General features: G+C 68.5%; 21 protein-coding genes and 1 tRNA gene. 9 read left to right on the forward strand and 13 right to left on the reverse strand.

All coding sequences use genetic code 11. The features are described 5' to 3' along the window. Positions 1 to 122: 122 nt before the first annotated feature. The gene (locus G6N68_RS15420) at positions 123 to 1,760 is read left to right on the forward strand and encodes an IS1634 family transposase (RefSeq protein ID WP_163713809.1); all 1,638 of its coding nucleotides are present in this window, start codon (positions 123 to 125) and stop codon (positions 1,758 to 1,760) included. Positions 1,761 to 1,877: 117 nt separating this feature from the next. On the opposite strand, the gene G6N68_RS15425 is transcribed toward G6N68_RS15420, so the two are convergent. The 10 genes from G6N68_RS15425 to G6N68_RS15470 all read right to left on the reverse strand — a co-directional run bounded on the left by G6N68_RS15425 (position 1,878) and on the right by G6N68_RS15470 (position 11,556). Next, on the reverse strand, positions 1,878 to 3,707 hold the full coding sequence (locus G6N68_RS15425) for a PE family protein (RefSeq protein ID WP_163713811.1): 1,830 nt from the start codon (positions 3,705 to 3,707) through the stop codon (positions 1,878 to 1,880). Between the two features lie 179 nt (positions 3,708 to 3,886). Beyond that, on the reverse strand, positions 3,887 to 5,092 hold the full coding sequence (locus G6N68_RS15430) for an FAD-dependent monooxygenase (protein ID WP_240355490.1): 1,206 nt from the start codon (positions 5,090 to 5,092) through the stop codon (positions 3,887 to 3,889). A gap of 4 nt (positions 5,093 to 5,096) precedes the next feature. Then, positions 5,097 to 5,978 carry an SDR family oxidoreductase gene (locus tag G6N68_RS15435; RefSeq protein WP_163713814.1) on the reverse strand — a complete coding sequence of 294 codons (882 nt, stop codon included), beginning with the start codon at positions 5,976 to 5,978 and terminating at the stop codon, positions 5,097 to 5,099. Between the two features lie 24 nt (positions 5,979 to 6,002). Then, complete coding sequence (mshC, locus tag G6N68_RS15440; protein ID WP_163713817.1) at positions 6,003 to 7,238, reverse strand: cysteine--1-D-myo-inosityl 2-amino-2-deoxy-alpha-D-glucopyranoside ligase; 1,236 nt, start codon at positions 7,236 to 7,238, stop codon at positions 6,003 to 6,005. A gap of 35 nt (positions 7,239 to 7,273) precedes the next feature. After that, positions 7,274 to 8,059: a 3'(2'),5'-bisphosphate nucleotidase CysQ gene (locus G6N68_RS15445; RefSeq protein ID WP_240355761.1), complete on the reverse strand. Its 786-nt coding sequence runs from the start codon at positions 8,057 to 8,059 to the stop codon at positions 7,274 to 7,276. A gap of 55 nt (positions 8,060 to 8,114) precedes the next feature. Further along, a complete protein-coding gene (locus G6N68_RS15450) occupies positions 8,115 to 8,930 on the reverse strand; it encodes an SCO1664 family protein (RefSeq protein ID WP_163713824.1) in 816 nt (271 codons plus the stop codon). Further along, positions 8,914 to 9,501, reverse strand: coding sequence for a DUF3090 domain-containing protein (locus G6N68_RS15455; RefSeq protein WP_163713827.1), 588 nt, complete (start codon positions 9,499 to 9,501; stop codon positions 8,914 to 8,916). The genes G6N68_RS15450 and G6N68_RS15455 overlap by 17 nt, the downstream gene beginning before the upstream one ends. 121 nt (positions 9,502 to 9,622) lie before the next feature. After that, positions 9,623 to 10,354 carry a histidine phosphatase family protein gene (locus tag G6N68_RS15460; protein WP_163713830.1) on the reverse strand — a complete coding sequence of 244 codons (732 nt, stop codon included), beginning with the start codon at positions 10,352 to 10,354 and terminating at the stop codon, positions 9,623 to 9,625. Further along, positions 10,351 to 11,184, reverse strand: coding sequence for an undecaprenyl-diphosphate phosphatase (locus tag G6N68_RS15465; RefSeq protein ID WP_163718655.1), 834 nt, complete (start codon positions 11,182 to 11,184; stop codon positions 10,351 to 10,353). Before G6N68_RS15465 ends, G6N68_RS15460 begins: the two co-directional genes overlap by 4 nt. Before the next feature lie 69 nt (positions 11,185 to 11,253). Next, complete coding sequence (locus G6N68_RS15470; RefSeq protein WP_163713833.1) at positions 11,254 to 11,556, reverse strand: hypothetical protein; 303 nt, start codon at positions 11,554 to 11,556, stop codon at positions 11,254 to 11,256. Positions 11,557 to 11,744: 188 nt separating this feature from the next. Between G6N68_RS15470 and G6N68_RS15475 the strand changes: the two genes are divergently transcribed. Genes G6N68_RS15475 through G6N68_RS15485 form a run of 3 tightly spaced genes read left to right on the forward strand, consistent with a single transcriptional unit; the run spans position 11,745 to position 14,112 of the window. After that, the gene (locus tag G6N68_RS15475) at positions 11,745 to 12,725 is read left to right on the forward strand and encodes a YncE family protein (protein WP_240355763.1); all 981 of its coding nucleotides are present in this window, start codon (positions 11,745 to 11,747) and stop codon (positions 12,723 to 12,725) included. Positions 12,726 to 12,778: 53 nt separating this feature from the next. Next, positions 12,779 to 13,000, forward strand: a complete 222-nt coding sequence (locus G6N68_RS15480) for a DUF5703 family protein (RefSeq protein ID WP_163718659.1) — start codon at positions 12,779 to 12,781, stop codon at positions 12,998 to 13,000. An 8-nt stretch (positions 13,001 to 13,008) separates the two neighbouring features. Next, positions 13,009 to 14,112, forward strand: coding sequence for a quinone-dependent dihydroorotate dehydrogenase (locus G6N68_RS15485; protein WP_263991910.1), 1,104 nt, complete (start codon positions 13,009 to 13,011; stop codon positions 14,110 to 14,112). Between the two features lie 4 nt (positions 14,113 to 14,116). Here G6N68_RS15485 and G6N68_RS15490 read toward each other — a convergent pair whose 3' ends face one another. Then, positions 14,117 to 16,360, reverse strand: coding sequence for a sulfatase-like hydrolase/transferase (locus G6N68_RS15490; RefSeq protein WP_163713836.1), 2,244 nt, complete (start codon positions 16,358 to 16,360; stop codon positions 14,117 to 14,119). 303 nt (positions 16,361 to 16,663) lie between these two features. On the opposite strand from G6N68_RS15490, the gene G6N68_RS15495 reads away from it, so the two are divergent. Then, positions 16,664 to 17,047, forward strand: a complete 384-nt coding sequence (locus G6N68_RS15495; RefSeq protein ID WP_163713840.1) for a hypothetical protein — start codon at positions 16,664 to 16,666, stop codon at positions 17,045 to 17,047. Between the two features lie 69 nt (positions 17,048 to 17,116). Here the strand turns inward: G6N68_RS15495 and G6N68_RS15500 are convergent, their stop codons facing one another. Beyond that, positions 17,117 to 18,151, reverse strand: a complete 1,035-nt coding sequence (locus G6N68_RS15500) for a cupin (protein ID WP_371871699.1) — start codon at positions 18,149 to 18,151, stop codon at positions 17,117 to 17,119. 97 nt (positions 18,152 to 18,248) lie between these two features. Between G6N68_RS15500 and G6N68_RS15505 the strand changes: the two genes are divergently transcribed. After that, positions 18,249 to 18,920 (forward strand): GntR family transcriptional regulator, encoded by a 672-nt coding sequence (locus G6N68_RS15505; RefSeq protein WP_240355491.1) that lies wholly within the window; start codon positions 18,249 to 18,251, stop codon positions 18,918 to 18,920. Here the strand turns inward: G6N68_RS15505 and selD are convergent. After that, the gene (gene selD, locus G6N68_RS15510; RefSeq protein WP_163713846.1) at positions 18,917 to 19,909 is read right to left on the reverse strand and encodes a selenide, water dikinase SelD; all 993 of its coding nucleotides are present in this window, start codon (positions 19,907 to 19,909) and stop codon (positions 18,917 to 18,919) included. The genes G6N68_RS15505 and selD overlap by 4 nt on opposite strands. 50 nt (positions 19,910 to 19,959) lie before the next feature. Here selD and G6N68_RS15515 point away from each other — a divergent pair. The 3 genes from G6N68_RS15515 (at position 19,960) to G6N68_RS15525 (ending at position 23,041) form a co-directional block, all read left to right on the forward strand. Next, a tRNA-Sec gene (locus tag G6N68_RS15515) sits at positions 19,960 to 20,054 on the forward strand. A 12-nt stretch (positions 20,055 to 20,066) separates the two neighbouring features. Continuing rightward, positions 20,067 to 21,359 carry an L-seryl-tRNA(Sec) selenium transferase gene (selA, locus tag G6N68_RS15520; protein ID WP_163713849.1) on the forward strand — a complete coding sequence of 431 codons (1,293 nt, stop codon included), beginning with the start codon at positions 20,067 to 20,069 and terminating at the stop codon, positions 21,357 to 21,359. Further along, on the forward strand, positions 21,347 to 23,041 hold the full coding sequence (locus tag G6N68_RS15525) for a selenocysteine-specific translation elongation factor (RefSeq protein WP_163713852.1): 1,695 nt from the start codon (positions 21,347 to 21,349) through the stop codon (positions 23,039 to 23,041). The genes selA and G6N68_RS15525 overlap by 13 nt, the downstream gene beginning before the upstream one ends. The last annotated feature ends 3 nt before the right edge of the window (positions 23,042 to 23,044 follow it).

Raw genomic sequence — 23,044 nt, forward strand, 5'->3', positions numbered from 1 at the left:
GTATCGGCTGTCCGTCCTGAGTTTGGACACCCTCGGCGGTTCTCGCGCTGCGTAACTTTGTGACCTGCTGTTTTGGTCGTGCGGATCGGTGTTTTGGGGTACTAACCGGGTAGGTTCGTGCGGTGGCGTATGTGCGGAAGGTGCGCACTGCCTCGGGTGCGGTGGCGGTGCAGGTGGCACGCAAGGATCAGGGCAAGGTGGTGGTCCTGGCTCATCTGGGTTCGGCGCATACCGATGCTGAACTGGGGGTTCTGCTGGATCAGGCACGGCAGATGGTTCTCGAAGGCCAGGCCGCTCTCGATTTCGAGGTATCTGCACGTGCCCAGTCGATGGCCGATGTGGCCGATTTCCGGGAGCGCGCCCTGGTCGCAGTGCCGGCCAAGCCCGGGCAGTCAGCACCGGTGGTGGCTCCGGGACGCACGCTGGGCACCAGTTCGCGCTTGCTTTATGACCTGCTTGCCCACGTGTATGACTGGCTCGGTTTCGACGAGGTCGGCGACGAGGTGTTCCGGGACCTGGTAATCGCCCGGATCGTGGAGCCGACGAGCAAGATCGACGCGTTGCGGGTGTTGGCCGACCTCGGGGCAACGCTGGTGTCGTACAAGACCATTGACCGCCACGTCCGCAACCTGCACGCCGGCCCCGCCCGTGCCGTGGTCGCCGCGAAATGCTTTGAGCATTCCCGTGATTGCGGAGGCCTGTCACTGTTGCTCTATGACACGACCACTCTTCACTTTCAGGCCGAACACGAAGACGAGCTGCGCCGAGTGGGGTACTCAAAAGACCGCCGCATCGACCCTCAAATTGTCGTCGGACTGCTGGTGGACCGCACCGGGATGCCGTTGGAGATCGGGTGTTTCGAAGGCAACACCGCCGAGACGACCACCATCGTGCCGATCATCCGCGGCTTCGTCGAACGCCACCAACTCCAAGGCATCCCGATGGTGGTGGCCGCTGATGCCGGGATGCTGTCGGCGGCCAACCTCAAAGCACTCGACGAACTGGAGCTCTCCTTCATCGTCGGCTCCCGCACGACCAAGGCGCCCGGGGATCTGGAATCCCATTTCCATTGGAATGGCGATGTTTTCACCGACGGACAGATCATCGATACCGTCACGCCGCGACACGGCAACAACAAGGTCAACGACTGCAACAAACGCGCCGAACCGGTCTGGAACCCCCAAGCTCACCCAGGAGCCTGGCGAGCACTCTGGGCCTACTCAGCGAAACGGGCCCGCCGCGACCAGAGGACCCTGGCCGCCCAAGAGGCCCGCGCGCGAGCCATCGTCGAGGGCTCCAAGGTGGCCAGGACCGCCCGGTTCGTGAAGGTCCGCGGCACTGATCGCACCATCGATGAGCCCAGTCTGGCGCGTGCACAATCCCTCGTAGGCCTCAAGGGGTATGTGACCAATGTGCCGGTCACGGTGATGCCGGCCGCAGAAGTCATCGCGAAATACCACGACCTGTGGCACGTGGAGAAGTCATTTCGGATGTCCAAGAGCGACCTCGAGGCTCGCCCGATGTTCAACCGCATGCGCGACGCCATTGAAGCGCACCTAACCATCGTGTTCGCCGCCCTGGCTGTCTCGCATGTCATCCAGTCGCGTACTGGGGTATCCATCGCCAAGGTCATCAAGGCGTTGCGGCCGCTGCGCAGCGCCACCATCAACATCAACGGCGCCACCCAAACCTTCCCAACGGCCATCCCCCACGCCGAACGCAAAATCCTCACCGACCTCGGCTTCAAACCTGGGTACTAAGCCAAATGTCCAAACTCAGGAGCGGTATCTCAAACGCCGACGTCCGGGGTTCGGGCGCTAGTAATCGCGCGCTCGTCGGCGCTAAATCGTCGGGGCGGTGCCAGTATCGGCTGTCCGTTACCCATCCGCGCCGTCGGCACCCTGGCTACCGGTGCTGCCGGCATTGCCACCAAGGCCAGGATCCCCGTCCGGGCCGCCAGGGGCACCACCCACGCCACCGGCACCGCCGCCTCCACCTGCTCCACCGTCGCCACCACGCCCGGCCGCACCATGGGTGCCCGGCTTACCACTCAGCAAGCCGCCCGCGCCGCCGGCACCGCCGGCCTCCCCGCCACCTCCGGCGCCTCCGGCACCGCCATTACCCCCGTTGCCGCCATCACCGCCATTGCCGCTGAAGGCGCTGCCGCCGAAGGAAGTGCCGACCCCGCCGTCTCCCCCGGTCCCGCCTGCACCGCCGATGCCACCTACCCCGCCGGCGCCACCAAGCCCCCCTGCGCCGCCTGACCCGCCGTCACCGATGAGGAGCCCGCCGGCGCCGCCGGCGCCGCCCCGGCCCCCAATGCCGCCCATGCCACCGGAGCCTCCCGTGTTGCCGTCGCCGCCGAAACCACCGCGGCCACCATTGGAGTTGCCCCCTGAGGCCGCTTGGCCTATGCCACCTTTCCCGCCGTCGCCTCCATTGCCACCAACGACACCGTCACCGCCGGCCCCTCCGATGCCGCCGGCACCGCCAGTGCCACCAGAGCCGACCAACAAACCACCGCGACCACCGTTACCACCGGCACCACCGCCACCCCCGGCACCGCCATCGGCGCCAACATGGCCGTCCCCCCCGTCCCCGCCCACACCCCCGAAGGCGAGGAAGCTTCCGGTGACAGCCCTCCCACCTTGTCCGCCGGCACCACCGGCACCACCGGCGGCAGTGGCATCTCCACCCGTACCGCCGGCGCCGGCCGACGCGGGACCGGTTAAGGAACCTGCTGTTCCGCCCATGCCGCCCACGCCGCCGTTGCCGCCGGGACCACCCGCACCACCATTACCGCCCACGGTCGGCCCGGATGGGGAGATGTCATTCACGGCGCGCCCACCCTCCCCGCCAGTGCCGCCGGTACCGCCGGGACCGCCGTCGGCACCAGGACCGCCGTCGCCGGCAATAATCGGCGCTGTCCCCGTGCTGAAGACATCGGAACCCTCCGCGCCGGGTGCCGCCGGGGTGGGATCGGGAATGACATTGACGCCGTCCGCCCCCTTAAGACCAGCACCACCGTGTCCCCCACTCCCGCCATTGCCGAACCAATTGGCGCTGCCGCCATGGCCACCCGGCCCGGCAATGCCGCCGTTGATACCGGACACCGCAGCCCCACCGTCCCCACCGGCGCCACCATGGCCGTAAAGCCAGCCGCCCGTACCGCCGTTCCCCCCGGCCGCCCCCGCCCCACCGGCACCACCGTTGCCGCCGTTGCCGAACAACCCCGCACTCCCACCCGCGCCCCCGGCCTGCCCCGGCCCCCCGGCACCACCATGGCCGCCGTTGCCAAACAGCAACCCTCCGGCCCCACCCGGTTGCCCCGGACCACCGCTGGCCCCATCGCCAATCAACGGACGCCCCAACCACGCCTGCGTCGGCGCATTGACCACGTTGAGCACCTCTTGCGCCACGGCCGCATTGGTGCTCTCGGCAGCCGCATACCACGACCCGGCCGAACTCAACGACCGCACCAGCTGCTCGTGATAAGCCAGCGCCTGAGCACCGGCCTGCTGGTAGCTGCGCGCGTAGACACCGAAAATCGCGGCGATGCCCGTCGACACCTCATCGGCGGCAGCCGCCGCCAACCCCGCCGTAGGCCCCTGCGCTGCGGCGTTGGCTGCCCTGATCGCCGAGCCGATTTCCACCAAATCACCAGTGGCCCAACTTAATAAAGGCGGTTGCACCTGAACAAACGACATGCCCGACTCCGCTCGCTGAACGAATCGCCCCGTAATACCCTCACGAACGACCAATAAGGTGCAACAGCAGATGCTAGACCCGTCCTGCCAGCAAGTCTCCCCTATTCAGAGGCCACACCTAGGAAACTTCAAGAGTTTTCAAAGACCACGCCACGCGCGCCGCGGAACGTCGCTTCTAGCTACGACAGCGCGGATTGATCGTCGGATGCGGTGTCGAGCAGCATCGGGATGACCGCGTCGGGCTCGCCGACCAATGCGGCCACCAGACGCCGTCTGACGGGACCGAACCAAGCGAACCGCAGCGCCAGGCGGCGGGTCCGTTGCTGAACGACCGTGGCGGGTAGAAACCGGTTGGCCATATCGCGCGCGGACTTCTGCTTGTCCTCGACGGTTGGGCGCCAAAGCCGCTCGTAGAAGTCCAGCGCCCGATCCACGGACGAGGTCCTGCGAAACTGTTCGGCCAACACGTATGCGGCGGCCACGGCCAACGAAGCGCCCTGTCCGGCGAGCAGCGAGACCGCCGCACACGAGTCACCGAGCAGGACCACCCGATTCTTGCGCCAGGTGGGCATCACGACCTGGGCGACCTGGTCGTAATAGATCTGCTCGGCGGGTGGGAGATTTTCCAGGGCCTGCGGCACCAGCCAGCCCATGTCGGCGTAGCTGGTCTCGATGGCGGCGCGAACGTCGTTGGGCCGCTGTGGATCCGGCGCGCGATGGACCGCGAACGCCGCAACTTTGCCGTCGCGCAGGACGTAGAAGCCCAGCTGCCGATCCAGGGTGTCGGTCAGCAAGACGCGGTCGCCGGCGGCCTCGCGGATCTCGGGAGCGTCGAATACGAAAGCGGCGGTGTGAAATCCGAGGTAGCGCAGATACTGTGACTCGTCGCCGAACACCAATGTGCGCACGGTCGAGTGGATTCCGTCGGCCCCGATGAGCAGATCTGCATCGAATTCGCCGCCGTCGACGAGCGTCACCGTGACCCCCTCGTCACGGTGTGTCACATCGGCAACTGATGCGCCGAAGCGCAGGTCCACGTCGGCAGGCAGGTTGTCCCGCAACGCCTTTTCCAGGTCGGGCCGCATGATGCTGCACAGCCGGCCTTCGAGCGCTTTGTTGATCAGCCCATACGGTATGCCCGCTCGACGACGGCCGCGCTCGTCGACCAGGCCGGCTTCCTCGACTTGGTAGGCAAGATCTTCGATCGCCGGCAGGACTCCGACGGCTTCGGCGGCGTCGTAACCGGCGCCGAAGAAGTCGATCAGGTAGCCCTGGGTGCGCGGGCCGGGCGAGCGCTCCAACAACACCACTTCGGCGCCGAGCGCCGACATACGTTCCGCAGCGGCTAACCCGGCGATCCCGGCACCGCAAATGGCCACCTTCACGGCATTACGGTTTCTCCAGAGCCTGGGTGTAGGCGCTGGTGGATCGACCGAGTGCGATGGTTTCGGCGTCTACCCGGGGCATCAGTTCGGCCGCGGTCTTGCGGATGGCCATCTCGCCGAGCCGGGTGGACAACACCGGCTTTAGCCAGCGCAGCAGGCCCACCCATCTCGGGCAGTACACGTGCGCTCTCCGGTTCTCGATGCCGTCGACGAAGGCCGCGGCGCACTTGTTGACCGACGTGGTCTTGTTCAGCGGCGAAGGCAATCTCCGGAGAAGTTCATCGAACGACGGCAGGTCTGCCCTGCTGTCGCGGACCAGGGCCGTGTCGATCCACGACATGTGCGCCGAACCGACGTCAACGCCGAGATGGGCGACCTCCAGCCGCAGCGAATTGGCGAAGTGCTCGGCGCCGGCCTTGGACATGTCGTAAGAGGCCATGCCCGGGGCCGCGGCGAACGCGGCCAGCGACGAGACGACCAGCAGGTAGCCACGGCGATTTATCAAGTCGGGCAAGGTGGCTCGGGCCGTGTTGAAGACGCCAAACAGGTTGATGTCCAGCACCCTCTTGAACGCCTCCGGGTCGACGGCGAGCACCGAGCCGTAGCTGGCGATGCCGGCGTTGGCGACGACGACATCGATGCCGCCGAACTTCTCGACGGCTTGCTTTGCCGCGTCCTGCATTGCCGCGAGATCGCGCACGTCGGCAACGACGGTGAGCACACGGCCATCGCCGCTGAGCTCGGCGCCGATCTCGGCCAGCTCCTTGTCACCGAGATCGGTCAGCACCAGCCTGGCACCCTTGTTGTGCAGCCGACGGGCGACTTCGGCCCCGATTCCTCGCCCGGCACCGGTGATGAAGACGACTTTGTCCTGCATCGTGGTCATGGCCGAAAACGTACCACCGTACGGCTAGAGCGACACGCCGAGCAGCGCGTCGGTGGCCGCGGCCACCTGCGCCGGTGAGCCTTCGTGGTGGCCACCGTATTCCAGCGCATCGGTGGTCCAACCATCCAGCGCGGCAATCGCTTTCGTGGTGTCGAGATCATCAGCCAGATAGCGCCGTACGCGGGCGATGACGTCGGCCGCGTCCGGGCCGGCGGGCAACGCGGCGGCGGTGCGCCAGCGGTGTAGGCGGGCGGTCGCCTCGTCGAGGACCTGCTGGCTCCAATAGCGGTCCGAACGGTAGTGCCCGGCAAGCAGACCCAATCGGATGGCCGCCGGATCGACGCCCTGGGCGCGCAGTTGCGACACCAGCACCAGATTGCCGCGGCTCTTGGACATCTTGTGTCCGTCCCAGCCGATCATCCCGGCGTGCACGTAGTGGCGCGCAAAACGCCGTTCGCCGCTGACACATTCGGCGTGCGCGGCGGTGAACTCGTGGTGGGGGAAGATCAGATCGCTGCCGCCGCCCTGAATGTCAAGTCCGCTGCCGATGCGGCTGAGCGCGATCGCGGCACATTCGACGTGCCAGCCGGGGCGGCCAAACCCGAACGGGGACGGCCACTTCGGCTCCCCTGGCCGCGCGGCCCGCCACAGCAGCGCGTCGAGTTCGTCGGTCTTGCCGGGCCGCCCGGGGTCGCCGCCGCGTTCGGCGAAGAGCCGAAGCATGGTGTCGCGGTCGTAGCCCGACTCGTAGCCGAACTGCAGCGTGGCGTCCGCCCGGTAGTACACGTCGGGATATTCGCCATCGACGACATAGGCCGCGCCGGACGCCAACATCTTCTCGATGAGCTCCACCATTTCGGGGACAGCCTCGGTGGCTCCGATGTACTCGCTGGGCGGCAGGATCCGCAGCGCCGACATGTCCTCGCGGAACAGCGCAACTTCTCGCTCGGCCAAATCGCGCCAGTCGATCCCGTCGCGGTCGGCGCGTTCGAACAGCGGGTCGTCCACGTCGGTGACGTTCTGCACATAGTGCGTCTCGTGCCCCAGATCGAGCCACAGCCGATGGATAAGGTCGAACGCCAGGTAGGTAGCCGCATGGCCGAGGTGTGTCGCGTCGTAGGGCGTGATCCCGCAGACGTACATCGTTGCCCGGGCACCCGGCGTCACCGGGCGCACCTGACGATCGGCGGTGTCATACAACCGGAGCTCCGGGCCGCGCCCCGGCAGTACCGGAACCGGTGCCGGCGACCACGACTGCATGCCGTCGACTTTAGGACAGCCGCGTCGCCAGGGACCTACCGCCACCAGGCCTGTCGGATCGCGTCCAGCAAGATCGGCGCCACCTCAGCGCGACACATCAACAGATCCGGCAGATACGGGTCGGCTTGGTTGTACTCCAGCGGCGAGCCGTCCAACCGCGAGGCATGCATCCCGGCGGCCTGCACCACGCCCGCGGGCGCCGCCGAATCCCACTCCCACTGGCCGCCGGCGTGCACGTAGGCGTCGACGTGGCCGTCGACCACCGCCATCGCCTTGGCGCCGGCCGAACCGATCGGCACCAGTTCGATGTCCAGGGTTTGGCTCATGCGGTACAGGATCGCTGGGGGCCGGGTCGCGCTGGCGGTCACCCGCAGCGTGCGGGGAATTCCCGTCGGCGCCGCGTCGCCCGTCACGGTGTCGCTGCGGTACACCACATTGCCGCGCGCCGGCAGCGCCACGGCGGCGTCGGTGATCTGCCGCTCACCGTTGGTGGAACGTTGCCATAGCGCGACGTGTACGGCCCAGTCGTCACGGCCGCGGGTGGAGAACTCGCGGGTGCCATCCAGCGGGTCGATGATCCAGACCCGGTCGGACTTCAGCCGGACCAGGTCGTCGTGAGCTTCCTCACTGAGCACGGCATCGTCGGGTCGCTCGACGCGTAACCGGCGCAGGATCAACGAATTCGCCATCGTGTCACCGGCATCGCCGAGCATCCACGGATGGGCGAAACCCATTTCTTCGCGTACCTGCAGCAGCAGTCGGCCTGCATCGGCGGCGAGGTCGGCGGCGAGCTCGGCGTCGGTCAGATCGTGGTTGTCGATCTTGTCGCCGGGGGCCGCGGTCACGCCTTCAGTATCACTGACGCGCCGGCCCGCGTCAGAACGCCGGCCAGGGAATGGGTCGGTGGCGGTTCGGAGCCGGCATCACCGGGTTGTCCAGTAGGTCCAGCGCGCGCCGGCGCAGCGCGGCGACCTCGGCCGCGGTGATCAGCCCCTTGAGCTCGTCGGCCAGCGACCCGCGCAGGGCCTCGATCAGCCTGGCCACTCCCTCCAACGTCTCGTCGTCGATGGGCTTGCCGGCCCACCCCCACAGCACGGTGCGCAGCTTGTCTTGGACGTGCAGGGTCACCCCGTGGTCCACCCCGTAGACCTGGCCGTCGATGCCTTTGAGGACGTGGCCGCCCTTGCGGTCGGCGTTGTTCACCACGATGTCGAACACCGCCATCCGGCGCAGCTGGGTGTCGTCGGCGTGCATGAGGACGACCTCGTCGCCGGCGTAGTCGTAGGCCTGCAGCACCGCGAGGTAGCCGGGTTGTGATTTGCCGGCCGGAAACAGGTCGACCAGGTCAGGTCCGGGCCGGGGGTCGGCGTCGACGTCGTCGCCGGGTTGCTGAACCCACAGCTGCAGCATGCCGCGTCCGGCGGGACCATCTCGAATGATGGTGTACGGCACGATGTTCCAGCCCAGTGCCACCGAAACCAGGTAGGCGCCCAGTTCGCGGCCGGCCAGCGTGCCGTCGGGGAAGTCCCACAGCGGCTGCTCGCCGGCCACCGGCTTGTAGACGCAATGCACGTTCGCGGACCCCAGCGTGGCCTCGCACAGGAAGGTGGCATTGCTGGCGGAGCGGATGCGTCCGAGGACCGTCAGCTCGCCGTTGCGCAGGACCTCACGCGCGTCACTCTGCGACGTCATCGTCGGGCCCGAGCAGCGCCTCGCGCCGGTAGCCGTTGGCGCGCGCGCAGATGTGCCCGTCCGGGTCCAGCGGCTCGTCGCACAGCGGACACGGCGGGCGCCCCGCCGAGATGACACGGTTGGAGCGGGTTGCGAACTGCCGCGCCGACTCCGGGGTGAGGAAGACGCGCACCGCGTCGGGCCCCTCCTCGGTGTCGTCGAGGACGACTGAGGCATCGAACTCGGCGTCGGTGACGGCTAGCAATTCGACCACCACCGTCTGCGCCTCGGAGTCCCAGCCGAGTCCCATCGTCCCGACCCGAAACTCGGCGTCCACCGGCATGATCAGCGGGTTGAGATCCTCGACCTCGGTGGGCTCCGGCGGCACCGGGGTGCCGAACCTGCGATTCACCTCGAGCAGCAACGCGCCGATGCGCTCCGCCAGAACCGCTACCTGTTGCTTTTCCAGCACCACCGACACCACGCGGGAGTCGTGCACGGCCTGGATGTAGAACGTGCGGTTTCCGGGCTGCCCTACGGTCCCGGCCACAAATCGGTCGGGTGTGCGGAAGACGTGGATTGCTCGGGCCATGGCACTTCCAAAATACCGTGCCCATGCGGTCCCTGTGCGGTTCCATGTGTCGCGAGGGTGCGCAGAATGCCAATGTTTGTCGGCGTGTCGGGTACCGACACGCACGCTCGGCGGTCGTGGGTCAGTCGGTGGAGCCGCCGACGACGGCGTCGCTCGGTGGAGGCACGTCCCTGGCGCCCTCCTTGGCGCCCTCTTTGGCGGCCTCGGTGGGTGGAGGTGGCGCTGCGCGCAGCCCGGCCGCGAGCCGGGACCCGGTGTGGTTGACGTGCAGCACGAACGGGCGCAGCTGGGTGTAACGCACCACACTGACCGACGCCGGATCGGCATTGATCCGCTGAAAGCTGTCCAGATGCATGCCGTAGGCGTCGGCGATCACCGACTTGATGACGTCGCCGTGGGTACAGGCGACCCAGAGCGCGTCACCGCCGTGCTGCTCGGCCAGGCGCCGGTCGTGTTCGCGGACCGCGGCCACGGCGCGAGCCTGGACCTGAGCGAGGCCCTCCCCGGCGGGAAACACGGCCGCGCTCGGATGGGCCTGGACCACCCGCCACAGCGGCTCGTTGACCAGCTCACTGAGCTTGCGGCCGGTCCAGTCGCCGTAGTCCACCTCGGCGAGCCGGTCCTCGATCAACGGCTGCAGGCACAGCGCCTCGGCCAGTGGCTCCACCGTGCGACGGCACCGCAACAGCGGGGAGGTGACCAGCGCCCGGATGGGCAGATCGCCAAGCCGATCGATCAGGCCGGCGGCCTGCTCGAGGCCCTTGTCGTCGATGTCGACGCCCTCGGAACGGCCCGCAAGGGTGCCCGCGGTGTTCGACGTGGACCGGCCGTGGCGCAACAGGATGACGGTCATGTCGCAGTCACCGTTCCGGTCGCCAGCAGGGCGAGCACCACCCCCCCGAACAGCACGCGGTAGCCCACGAACCAATACATGTTGTGGCGCACCAGGAATCGCAGGAACCAGGCCACCGCGGCCAACCCGATCCCGAACGCGATCAGCGTGGCGACCAGCAGCTGGGGGCCGGTCGCGCTCATCCCCTCGGTCACCGGGTGGAAGGCGTCCGGCAGCGAGAACAGACCGGAGGCGAACACCGCCGGAATGGCCAGCAGAAACCCGAATCGCGCGGCCAGGTCGCGTTGCAGCCCGAGGAAGAGACCGGCGCTGATCGTCGCGCCCGATCGAGAAACGCCGGGGACCAGCGCCAGGCATTGGGCAACACCCACCGCCACGGCATCACGCCAGTTCAGTTGCTCGACGTCCCGGGTGCGTCGGCCCAGGTACTCGGCCAGGGCGATCACGCCGGAGAAGACGACCATTGCGGTGGCCACCACCCAGAGATTGCGCACGCCGGAGCGGATGTCGTCTTTGAACAGCAGGCCCAGCACGCAGATCGGGATCGTCCCGATGATGACGTACCAGCCGAGTCGGTAGTCGGCGTTGCGGTATGCGGCGCCGCGAAAGATGCCGCTGAACCAGGCCTTGAGGATGCGGCCGATGTCGCGCGCGAAGTACACCAGCACGGCCGCTTCGGTGCCCAGCTGGGTGACCGCGGTGAACGAGGCGCCGGCGTCATCGCGGAAAAAGAGCCGCGACACTATGGCCAGGTGGCCAGACGAAGAGACGGGCAAAAACTCGGTGAGACCCTGCAGCACGGCCAAGTCGATGACTTGCCACCAGGACATCGCCGGAACCGCAGACACGACGACGACCGTACCTGGTTGCGAAAGCTGCTACGTGGCGCGACCGCGGCGTCAGCGCTGGACGGGTTCCGCGTGGGCGACGGCGTCTCGCACGGCCGCGGCCAGGCTGCGCTCGTCGGTCAGGTCGATGTCGACCAAGCTGCGGACGGTCCGCGCGACCACGTCTTCCGATTGTGGAACCGGGCCGGCAATACGTGGCCGGTAAATCTCGACAACGAGCGAGCGGTGCTCAATGTGGAAAGAAAAACTACGCCCATCTCCGACGACTCCGTACCCGCTGGCGAAAATGCCCGTCAACATATCCTCGATAGCAAACTCGTTGCTTGCGATATGCCGGTCAGCGATGACGGTCATGTCAAGAAGATACATCTTCAAGACCAGTTGGGGGGAGCGACATGACCAGATTGGGGGCGGTCGCGTTCCTTAGAATTTCATTTGTACGCTCCGCGCAAGAAGGCGATTCCTTGGTCAAACTGCACAAAAGTGCTTTTCAAAGCTGTATTTGCACCGGCATTGTTTTGCTGGTTTTGGCATTGCCCCTGATGGGGTGTTCGTCGAATCCGCTGCAATCGACTCCACCCACGATTCCGGCCGCACAGCCGGCGGTCTCTCCACCGGCGGCGCAAGCTCCGGCCGGTGTGGTACGACCGCTGGAAGGTCATCCCCAGGCCGCGCAGTATGACGGCCAGACGCACAAGCTGGTGGTGCTCAGTCCCGGAGACGACCCGTCGGCGCCCGCCAGCCTCAGCCTATTCGACGAGGGTCAGGCCGCGCCCCGGGTCATCGCGCTGCCGGGACCCGCGTCGGCGTTTGTCTGCGACGGTCATGGCGCGGCGGCGGTGGCCAGCCGCGGCGGTTACTTTGTGGTCGATCTGGTCAGTGGGCGCGTCGACCGGGTCGCCGTCGCCGATTCCGGGCAGGTGGACTTCACCGCGATCACCCGCCGCGCCGACGGCCGACTGGTGCTCGGCAGCGCCGATGGCGCCGTCTACACCCTGGGGGCCGCGGAATCGGGGACCGCCCCGGTGACCGACCGCAACCAGCTGTTCGCTCGGGTCGATTCCCTTGTCACCCAGGGCGACCGGGTTGTGGTGCTGGACCGCGGGCAGACGTCGGTGACGGCGTTGGCGCCGGACGGGCGTGCCGAGCAGGCATTGCGCGCCGGCGAGGGCGCCACCACCATGGCCGCCGATGAGCAAGGTCGGGTACTGGTCGCCGACACACGGGGCGGCCAACTGCTGGTCTACGGAGTCGACCCGCTGATCCTGCGGCAGGCATATCCGGTGCCGCAGGCGCCGTACGGCCTGGTCGGGTCGCGGAATTTGGCCTGGATAGCCCAGACCGCGGCGAACATCGTCATTGGTTACGATCTGTCCACCGGAATCCCCGTGGAAAAGGTGCGTTACCCGACCGTGCAGCAACCCAACTCGCTGGCCTTCGACGACACGTCCGGCACGTTGTACGTGGTGTCCGGTTCCGGGGCCGGGGTTCAGGTCATCGAGCACGCGGCGGGCCAGTCGTGACGAACCGCCGGTCGACGCAATGGGGTCGGCTACCCGCCGAATGGCACACCGACATGTCTGACGAATACGAGTGGGCGCCGTTGCGACTGCCGCCGGAAGTGACCCGGCTCAGCGCGTCCACCCGGTTGTCCATCGAGGCCGAGTTCCGCGGCTGGGAACTGACCAGGGTCCGGCTCTACAATGACGGGAGTCGACGGGTGTTGTTGCGCCGCAAGAAGTCTCGCCTGGACAGCGCGGACTCGAGCACGCGCGGTCCCGACCACACGGAACTGTGACCTTGCAGATCGGCGCGGGCCAGCACCCGTTATACGCGCCGTTTCGACGGCTGCTTTTCCTGATGCCGGCGGAGCGCGTCCACACGCTCGTGTTCGCCGCGTTGCGCGGTGCGACGGCTAGTGAGCCGGTGCGCTCGCGGCTGCGTCGGACCCTGGGGCCGACCGATCCGGTGTTGTCCAGCGCGGTGTTCGGGGTGCGGTTCCCGGGGCCGCTGGGGCTGGCCGCGGGTTTCGACAAGGACGGCACCGGGCTGACCGCCTGGGGCGCGCTGGGTTTCGGATACGCCGAGATCGGCACTGTCACCGCACACCCGCAACCCGGTAACCCGACCCCGCGCTTGTTCAGGTTGGCCGATGACCGGGCACTGCTGAATCGGATGGGATTCAACAATCACGGCGCGGGCGAGTTGGCGCTCCGACTGGCGCGGCACACCCCCGACATCCCGATCGGGGTGAACATCGGAAAGACCAAGGCGACACCGGCCGACCAAGCCGTCGACGACTACCGCGCCAGCGCGCGCCTGGTGGGCCCGCTGGCGGCCTACCTGGTGGTCAATGTCAGCTCACCGAACACGCCGGGGCTGCGCGACCTGCAGGCAGTGGAGTCGCTGCGCCCGATTCTGTCGGCGGTGCTGCAGGAGACCTCCACGCCGGTGCTGGTGAAGATCGCGCCCGACCTCTCCGATTCCGACGTCGACGACATCGCCGACCTGGCGGTCGAGCTGGGCCTGGCCGGCATCGTGGCCACCAACACCACGATTTCGCGCGCGGGTCTGCGCACCCCGGGCGTCGAGGCGCTGGGCCCGGGCGGTATCTCCGGGCCGCCGGTGGCCAAGCGCGCCGTCGAGGTGCTGCGCCGGCTCTACGACCGCGTCGGCGACCGGCTGGTGCTGATCAGCGTGGGCGGAATCGAGACGGCCGACGACGCCTGGGAGCGCATCACCGCGGGCGCGTCGCTGCTACAGGGTTACACGGGTTTCATCTACGGCGGCGGCTTGTGGGCCAAGGACATTCACGACGGAATCGCCCGCCGGCTGCATGCGGGTGGATACGCCTCGCTCAGCGACGCGGTGGGCTCGGCGGTGCGCAAACCGCAGAACCCGCCCGGCTGAGTCTTCAGTCGGCCTGTAGGGCGGTGCGCAGGAAGTCCAGCTGGTCGAGTTCCGTCTGTCCGGCGTGCACCGTGACGGTGTGCAGGATGCCGTTCCACGCGAATGGGGGCTGATAGTCGTCGCTCACCGGCAGCCCCCGGTCGTAGCCGAGCGTGAGGTGGGTGCCGCCATGCTGAAAGACGAAGGGCAGGGTGTGCTCGGACGACGCACTGGCGACGACCTCCCCGTCCAACACCGCTTCTACCCGCAGGCCGCCCTGCTCCAGCCGCAGCACCAGGCCGAGCAGGTGGCGGCCCGGTGAAAGTTGTTGACCGGACTGCAATCTCAACGTCTCACCGGGTAGGGCCAGCGCGAGGGTGAGTCGTCCGTCGAGCACGTAGGCGGCCAGCCCGCCGTTGCGGTCTCCGATGGCGAACAACACTCCGCTTGGCGCGGTTTCGGCTACCTCGGGCACCTCGACGTCGGCGACAATGTGGCCACCGCCCGCCAGCAGCGGTATTGCCTCGTCGGACACCGGGCCCGATTGCGGGTACAGCGTGACCCTCTGGTCGATCGGGTAATCCGGCGGCGCGAAGGCCGCGAGGCGCCCGACGAGCGAATCGAACAGCGGCAGCACATTGTTCGCCTCGGCTTCGGTCGACCATTGCCGCTGCAGGCTTTCGAGCACGTCGGGATGCTCGTTCGCGAGATCGTGCGCCTCGGAGAAGTCCTCGTCCAGGTTGAACAGCGACCACTGATCGTGCTCGAAGTCACGGCTGCCCGGGAACAGCAGATCCTCGTCCATGACTCCCCCCGAGACGTGGTCGGTCGTGGCTTTCCATCCGTCGGCGAAGATCGACCGCGAGCCGAGCATCTCGAAGTACTGCACCGAGCGCGGGTTCGGCGCCGCGGAATCGGTGAAGCTGGGCAGCAGGCTGGCGCCCTGGATGGGCAACTGGGGAATGCCGTCGACCGTTTCGGGCGCGGAGATGCCGCACGCGTCGAGCACGGTGGGCAGCAGGTCGATCGCGTGGGCGAACTGGCCTCGAACTTGGCCGGCCGCGCTCCCCGCGCGGATGTGCTTGGGCCAGTGGGCGATGAACGGTACACGTGTTCCGCCCAGCCAGGTGTAGCGCTTCCAAAGCCGGAACGGCGTGTTGCCGGCCCAGGCCCAACCCCACGCGTAATGCGGGTAGTTCTCGGGGCCGCCCCAGTCGTCGAGCAGCTGCAGGTTGTCGGCGAGGTTGTCGCGGACACGGTGGGTGAAGCGGTGCTCGTTGGCGGTGCCGGTGACGCCGCCCTCTGCACTGGCGCCGTTGTCGGACAGCACGAAGATCAGGGTGTTGTCGAGTTGACCGATGCGTTCCAGCGTGTCGATGATTCGCCCGATCTGCGCATCGGTGTGACTGAGGAATCCCGCGTACACCTCGTGCATCCGGGCGTACAGCCGGCGCTCGTCGGCGCTGAGGTCCTCCCACGCGGGCACCCAGGATGGCCGCGACGTGAGGGTGGTGTTGGCGGGCACCACGCCCGAATTCACTTGCCGGGCAAACACTTCGTCGCGCCACTGATCCCAGCCCCGGTCGAACCGACCCGAGTAGGCGTCCGCCCACGAGCGTTCCACGTGGTGCGGCGAGTGCATCGCGCCGGTGGCGAAGTACAGGAAGAACGGCTTGCCCGGGGTTCCGGCCTGCTGGTTGAGCACCATCCGGATGGCCTCGTCGGCGAGGTCTTCGGTCAGGTGGTAGCCCTGCTCCGGGCGGGCGGGCGGTTCGACGAACGAGTTGTCCCGAACCAGTTCGGGCGCCCATTGATTCGCATCACCGCGAAGGAAACCGTAGTAGCGCTCGAAACCCAAACCCAGCGGCCACTGTTCGAACGGCCCGGCGTCGGAGCGCTGACCGCGCGGGACCAGATGCCATTTGCCCACCGCCAGCGTGCTGTAGCCGGCGTCGCGGAGCACCCGCGGAAGGGTGGCCGCCGACCGCGGGATGCGCGCGGTGTAGCCCGGATGCGTCGTGGGCAGGTCGGCCAGGAAACCCATGCCCACCGCGTGGTGGTTGCGGCCCGTCAGCAGCGCCGCCCGGGTCGGCGAGCAGAGGGCGGTCACGTGAAAGCGGTTGTATCGAAGCCCCCCGGCGGCCAGGCGATCGATAGCCGGTGTCGCGATGTCCGAACCGTAACAACCGAATTGGGCGAAACCGAGGTCGTCGAGCAGAATCACGACGACGTTGGGCGCGTCTTTCGGCGGTCGCACCGGTTGGCTCATTTAGGCATCGCCCCAATCCATCGGAATCGTCGGAAGCTGTAGTCACGCGACTACAAGCTTCGTCACCCTATGGCTCGCCTGCGCAATGTGCAAGGCGCAGTGTGCAAGTCGAGTTCGTGCCAGGGATGCGCCGCGCGGCGTCGAGGCGTGGGCTCAGCGCCGCGGCGAACGCAAGAATTCCGCAAGAGTTACGCAAAGATCCCGCAGCCGACGTGCGGCAATCTGCGCGTGTCGGCCGCGAACGCGAGCCTTCGGACGTCGGGACCCCGCGCCGACGTCGTCGAGCGCGCAGGAGGAACGTCAATGAAAATCACGGCGATTGTTGCTACCGGCCTGCTGGCCGGCACCCTGATGATCGCGAGTCCGGTGCAAGCACAGCCCGCCGCCGCGCCGTCCGGCATACCGAGCGACTTCCGCCCGCTGCGGCCTCCCCCTAGCCTCGCGGTCGACCCCAAGGCGGAGGTCGAGGAGCTGCTGCGGCAGGCCACCGAGCTGGACGACAACTGGGACAACCTGACCCCCGCACAACGCAATCAGCAGATTGCGGCGCTGCGGCAGCAAGCGGACACCGTGCAGCGCGAGGTCGACAACCTGCCGCCGAATGAACAGCCGGAAGTGCAAGGGATGCTCAACCTGGTAGCCCTCAGATTGGCCCACATTCTGCAGCGACAACTGACCTCGCGTTGATACTGCGGTTTTGGCGGCGGTTACTCGCATTTTGTCGCCCTAGGCGCAGAGTCAATCGCGCGTCGCGCCTCAGCCGTCGCGGCGCTGGGTGAACTTGATGTCCAGGCTGCGCAGGAAGGTCTGCAGTCCGGCGTCCTGCACCGGGATCAGGTGTGCCGGGGTGTCCGTCTCGTTGTAGTGGGCATGCCACATGCCCGGAGGAGTGGTGAAAGCACCGCCGGCCTGCCAGTCCACCCTGATCGGGTCGACGATCTCGCCACGCTCGTCCAGCCGGGTGCCCAGCAGCGTGTAGCAGCCGCTCGGCGGCGCGTCGAGGATCAGATCCAGCGCGACCGACTGATGCCGGTGGGGACGCTGCTGCTGATGCGGCGGCAGCACCCCGAACATGGCCCAGAGCACGTGGGTGATGGTCAGCGTCTGCTCCTGGTCGGCGTTGGCCAACAGCACGCTCACCCGGCTCTTGTCGTTCGCGCCGGGCCGTGCGGCGATCTCGGCCAGCTTCGCGACGGCGTCCGCGCGACGGAACTTGGTGGCCCGGAACCGTGGCCGGGTCGCGTCAACCCCCAGGTAACGCAGCAGCGGCTCGTCGTGCACCCAGTACATGGCCGCGTCGGCGTCGGCGTAGAACACCGCCTTCGAGCCCGCGGGCAGGACCAGGAAGTCGCCCTTCTCCCACCCGACCAGCCGGCCGTCGACGGCGGCGAAGCCTCGCCCGTACAGCACGTAGTAGAGCTGTGAGGTGGCGTTGACTCGGAGCTGTCCGGTGTCGATGTGCTCCGCGGCCCGGATGGTCAGGAAGTTCGCCAGCAACCCCGGGCTGGTGGCCGCACCGGTGGTGAAGCCCAGTTGGGCGGACAGGTCGAGGGGGATGACGCCCGTCGGCTGGTCCACGTAGAGCTCGGGCCCGAACTGGGCGATCGGCATCTGCGGCGTGTGTCCCGAGCCGATCGGGTTCGCCGCCTTTGAGTACTCGAACAGGCGCGCGTCATCGGACCAGGACTCGAACCTGCCCTCGAAGCCAGGCTCGGCGATGTTAGTCATGGGCGCGGGGACCGTGGGGTCGAAGTCGATTGCGCTGGTCAACGGTGTCGCAATGGTCATGATCGCCTCTCCTCGATGGTTGAACATGACTGATATTTTGATAGTATCTAACTTGTATCTCAGTTGTATTGTGAGCTTGGTCCCACCGGAAGGGGTGCATGTGGCAGCCGAGCGAGGAACCGCCAAGGACCGCGCGCTGCACTACGTCAAGTCGCAGGTGCTCACCGGCGCCTTCCCCGGCGGGGAACTGATCAGCGAGGGCGACGTCGCCGCCGCGTTGGGCATGTCACGCACCCCGGTCCGCGAGGCGTTCCTGCGACTGGAAGCCGAAGGGCTGCTCCGCCTGTATCCGCAGCGCGGCGCGCTGGTGGTGCCGGTGTCGCCAGAAGAGGTCCGGGCGGTCATCGAGGCCAGGCTGATTTTGGAACAGTTTGCGGCGGCCAAGGTGGTGCGGCACGGCCCCGCTGCGGCCGAGGCGGTCTACCAGCGGATGTCGGAGGCGCTGCACCGCCAACAGGAGGCCGCCGAGGTGGTGAACTGGCAGAAGTTCCTGGAGGCCGACCGCCAGTTTCATGCCGTGACCCTGGAAGAGGCGGGCAATCCCCTGTTGTGCGACTTCTATTCGTCGTTGCGCGACCGGCAGATGCGCATGATTCGCGAGTCGGCGGGGCGCGATCCGCATCGCACGACGACGATCATGGACGAGCACCGCGAGATCGCCGAGGCACTGCGCGACTGCGACCTGGAGCGGGCGCTGGGCGCCGTCCGGACTCACCTCGCCAGCACGGTGCGGGCCCTGGGCTTGGCCATCGACCCGCTCGGCGGGATTTAACGCACCACGATCGAATGTTCTTGGCGTGCAACGAGTTCGCCTATCACCGGCGCGCCGGGGATCTCGCCTGCGATCAGCAGCCCACCGGAGGTCTGCGCGTCCGCCAGCAACAGCGCGGTCGCGTCGTCAACCCTGGTCAGGTCGACATGTGGCCCGACCCAGTCGAGATTGCGGCGTGTGCCCCCGCTGACATAACCCGCCGCGAGGGCTTCGCGGGCACCCTCGATGTAAGGCACCGCCGCCGAGTCGATCACCGCCGTGACGCCGCTGGCCCGGGCCAACTTGTGCAGGTGGCCCAGCAAGCCGAAACCCGTTATGTCCGTGGCGCATTCGACGCCCGCGGCCAGCGCCGCCCGGGCGGCCTCGGCGTTGAGGGTGGTCATCACACGGATCGCCTCGTCGAAACGTTCCCCGGTCGCCTTGTGCCGACTGTTCAGCACGCCGATGCCCAGCGGCTTGGTCAGCGACAGTGGCGTGCCGGGTTGACCAGAGTCGTTGCGCAGCAACCTGTTCGGATCGGCCGTTCCGGTTACCGCCAACCCGTACTTGGGTTCCGGGTCGTCCACGCTGTGCCCACCGGCAAGGAAACAACCGGCCGAGGAGCAGACGTCGAGTCCGCCGCGCAGCGTCTCGGCGGCCAGTTCAAACGGCAGCACGTCGCGCGGCCAGCCCAGCAGGTTGACCGCGACCACCGGGCGACCGCCCATCGCGTACACGTCGGACAGGGCGTTGGCCGCAGCGATCCGGCCCCAGTCGTAGGGATCGTCGACCACGGGCGTGAAGAAGTCCGTCGTCGCGATCAGCGCCGTGTCACCGTCGATGCGGACGACGGCGGCGTCGTCGCCGCTGTCCAGCCCCACCAACAGTTCTCCGGCGGGGTCTCGCGGCTTGGTGTTGGTCAGCCCGCGGACGACGTCCTCCAACTCCCCCGGCGGGATCTTGCAGGCGCACCCGCCCCCGTGGGCGTACTGAGTGAGTCGGTAAGACATGTGTCCATGGTGCTGGGTGGGAGCCTGCGAGAATATTCGGCATGGCCCAGGGAGGTGTTTCCGGTCTGGTGACCGGCGCGGTCTTCAAAATCGTCGAGCGGCAGTCGCTGCCGCTGGCGGGTTCGATTCCCGTCCGCCTCCGCCACCCTGGTACCCCATGACCGACCCGCGCAGGCGCGTGCCCCGTACCGATGTGCTGCTCGCCGATGCCCGCCTCGCCGAGGCCCAACGGACCCTCGGCCGGGAATTGGTGAAGTCCGTCGTCGTCGAGGCGCAGCGGCGCGCTCGGGCCGGTGAGATCGCGGTCGAGGACGTCGCGGAGCACGCCGTGGCCGCACTGCCGGCGACCGCGACGAGCCTGCAGCCCGTCATCAACGCCACCGGCGTCGTCGTACACACCAATCTGGGCCGCGCTCCCCTGTCGCCCGCCGCGCTGGCGGCGGTGGTCACCGCGGGGCGCGCAACGGATGTCGAATTCGACCTGGCCACCGGGCGCCGCGCCCGGCGCGGCCGGGGCACGCTGGCCGCGCTGGCCCGTGCCGTGCCGGCCGCCGGCGGCGTCCACGTGGTGAACAACAACGCCGCCGCGCTGCTGCTGACGGCTCTGACCCTGGCTCCCGGCAAGGAGATCGTGCTCAGCCGCGGCGAGCTGGTGGAGATCGGCGACGGGTTCCGCATCCCGGAGCTGCTCGCGTCCACCGGTGCGTCGCTGCGAGAAGTGGGCACCACCAACCGCACCCACCTGCGTGACTACGCCGAAGCGATCGGCCCGGACACGGGGTTCGTGCTCAAGGTCCACGCGTCGAACTTCCACGTCACCGGGTTCACCTCGGCCGTCGGTGTCACCGAACTGTCGGCGCTGGCGGCGGAGCGGGACGTGCCGCTGGTGGTCGACATCGGCTCGGGGTTGCTGGCGCCGCATCCGGTGCTCCCCGATGAGCCGGATGCGACGTCGATGCTGCGGGCGGGCGCCGACCTGGTGACGGCGAGCGGCGACAAGCTGCTCGGCGGACCGCAGGCGGGGCTGCTGTTCGGCGACGCCGGGGTGATCGAGCGGCTGCGTCGGCATCCGGCCGCGCGCGCATTGCGGGTGGACAAACTCACGCTGGCGGCGCTGGAAGCCACGCTGACCGGTCCGCCGCCGCCGGTAGCGGAGGCGTTGACGGCGGACGTCGCGCAACTGCGTGAGCGGGCGGAACGGCTCGCCGCCGAGTTGTCCGAGGCGACGGCGGTGGACTGCGTCGCGGCCGTGGGTGGCGGAGGCGCACCGGAGGTGCGGCTGCCCAGCGCGGCGGTGAGCCTGCCGGAGTCCTATGCCGCGAGGTTGCGGGCGGGCCGGCCGCCGGTGGTCGGCCGACTGGAAGCGGGCCGCTGCCTGCTGGACCTGCGCACGGTGGCCCCAGGCGAGGACGAGCTGATACTGGCCGCGGTGCGGGCGTGTTCGTCGTAGCCACCGCGGGCCACGTCGACCACGGCAAGTCGACGCTGGTGCACCGACTCACCGGCATGTGGCCCGACCGGTTGGCCGAGGAGCAACGGCGCGGACTGACCATCGATCTCGGCTTCGCCTGGACCGACATCGACGGGCGGCGGATCGCGTTCGTCGACGTGCCCGGCCACGAGCGGTTCGTCGCCAACATGCTCGCCGGGGTGGGTCCGGTACCTGCTGTCATGTTCGTGGTCGCCGCCACCGAGGGCTGGATGCCACAGTCCGAAGAGCATCTGGCCGCCCTGGACGCGCTCGGGGTCGAGCACGCGCTGCTGGTGATCAGCAAGGCCGACCTGGCCGATCCCGGCCCGGCCATCGAGCAGGCGCGGGAACGCTTCGCCGCCACCTCGCTGGCCGACCCGGCCGTCGCGCTGGGCACCGATCTGGGGCAGGTGCGGTCCGGGCTGGTGGGATTGGTCGACCGCCTCCGCCAGCCCGACCGGGACGCCGACCTGCGGCTGTGGGTGGACCGCAGCTTCACCGTGCGCGGGGCCGGAACGGTCGTCACCGGGACGCTGGCCGCGGGGACCATCCGGGTGGGCGACGAACTCGAGCACGCGGGGCGGCGGGTCACGGTCCGCGGCCTGCAGTCGTTGGGCCGGGACCTCGACCAGGTGGGCGCGGTGGCCCGCGTGGCCGTGAATCTGCGCGGCGTAGACCGCCGGGATGTGGCCCGCGGCGATACGTTGCGCACGCCGGGCGCGTGGCTGGATACCGCCGAGGTCGACGTCGTCCTGCGCTCGCCGGAGAAGGTGCATGAGCGGCTGATGTTGCACATCGGGTCGGCGGCCGTTCCGGTGCGGGTGCGCAAGCTCGGGCCCGTAGCTGCGCGGCTGCGGCTGGCGCGGCCGTTGCCGTTGCGCGTGAAAGACATTGGGCTGCTGCGAGATCCGGGCGAGCACCGGATCGCGGCCGGTGTCGAAGTTCTCGATGTGCGGCCGCCGCCGCTGCGACGCCGCGGGGCGGCGCGCTTGCGCGCCGACGAGTTGGCGAGCGGACGGGTGCGCCCGCCGGAGTGTGCGCCCGCGGCGCAGCTGCGTGCCATGGGAATGCCTTTGACTGGCCGGCGCGAAGGCGTGTGGGTGGTGGACCCGCAGTGGTGGGTGCAGCGCCGGGAAGCGGCCGTGGCGGCGGTCCGCCGCTGGTCCGCCGAGCATGACGTCGCGGCGGGAATGCCGTTGGAAACGCTGCGCCAGCAGATCGGGCTGCCGGCCGCCGACTTGCTGGTGCGGCTGCTGCGCGGCACCGACCTGCGCGTCGCCGACGGCCTGGTGCGACCGCCCGGCGCGGGCCTGCCACCGCACGTCGACAAGGCGGTGACCACGGTGCAGGAGTGGCTGGCCGCCGAGCCGTTCCGGGCGCCGGAAGCCGACGAACTGGCGGCCCTCAAGCTGGGTACCAAGGAGCTGGCCGCGGCGGTCCGCGCCGGACGGTTGACCCGGATCGCCGACGGCGTCGTCCTGGGTGCCGACGCGTTCGACCGGGCGGCCACGATCCTCGCGACGCTCCCCCAGCCGTTCACCGTCAGCGACGCCCGCAAGGCGCTCGGCACCTCCCGCCGCGTCGCGGTGCCCCTGCTCGAGCAACTCGATGCGCGACGCGTCACCCGTCGACGCGAGGACGGCACCCGCACGATGGTTTGATCG

Source organism: Mycobacterium bourgelatii (genome assembly GCF_010723575.1).
GTDB lineage: Bacteria > Actinomycetota > Actinomycetes > Mycobacteriales > Mycobacteriaceae > Mycobacterium > Mycobacterium bourgelatii.

Coding starts and splice junctions, on each gene's coding strand:
- G6N68_RS15425 (WP_163713811.1), bottom strand. CDS start 3,707: ATGTCGTTTGTTCAGGTGCAACCGCCTTTATTAAGTTGGGCCACTGGT.
- G6N68_RS15435 (WP_163713814.1), bottom strand. CDS start 5,978: ATGACCACGATGCAGGACAAAGTCGTCTTCATCACCGGTGCCGGGCGA.
- mshC (WP_163713817.1), bottom strand. CDS start 7,238: ATGCAGTCGTGGTCGCCGGCACCGGTTCCGGTACTGCCGGGGCGCGGC.
- G6N68_RS15450 (WP_163713824.1), bottom strand. CDS start 8,930: ATGACGTCGCAGAGTGACGCGCGTGAGGTCCTGCGCAACGGCGAGCTG.
- G6N68_RS15455 (WP_163713827.1), bottom strand. CDS start 9,501: ATGGCCCGAGCAATCCACGTCTTCCGCACACCCGACCGATTTGTGGCC.
- G6N68_RS15460 (WP_163713830.1), bottom strand. CDS start 10,354: ATGACCGTCATCCTGTTGCGCCACGGCCGGTCCACGTCGAACACCGCG.
- G6N68_RS15465 (WP_163718655.1), bottom strand. CDS start 11,184: ATGTCCTGGTGGCAAGTCATCGACTTGGCCGTGCTGCAGGGTCTCACC.
- G6N68_RS15470 (WP_163713833.1), bottom strand. CDS start 11,556: ATGACCGTCATCGCTGACCGGCATATCGCAAGCAACGAGTTTGCTATC.
- G6N68_RS15475 (WP_240355763.1), top strand. CDS start 11,745: ATGGGGTGTTCGTCGAATCCGCTGCAATCGACTCCACCCACGATTCCG.
- G6N68_RS15480 (WP_163718659.1), top strand. CDS start 12,779: ATGTCTGACGAATACGAGTGGGCGCCGTTGCGACTGCCGCCGGAAGTG.
- G6N68_RS15490 (WP_163713836.1), bottom strand. CDS start 16,360: ATGAGCCAACCGGTGCGACCGCCGAAAGACGCGCCCAACGTCGTCGTG.
- G6N68_RS15495 (WP_163713840.1), top strand. CDS start 16,664: ATGAAAATCACGGCGATTGTTGCTACCGGCCTGCTGGCCGGCACCCTG.
- selD (WP_163713846.1), bottom strand. CDS start 19,909: ATGTCTTACCGACTCACTCAGTACGCCCACGGGGGCGGGTGCGCCTGC.
- selA (WP_163713849.1), top strand. CDS start 20,067: ATGACCGACCCGCGCAGGCGCGTGCCCCGTACCGATGTGCTGCTCGCC.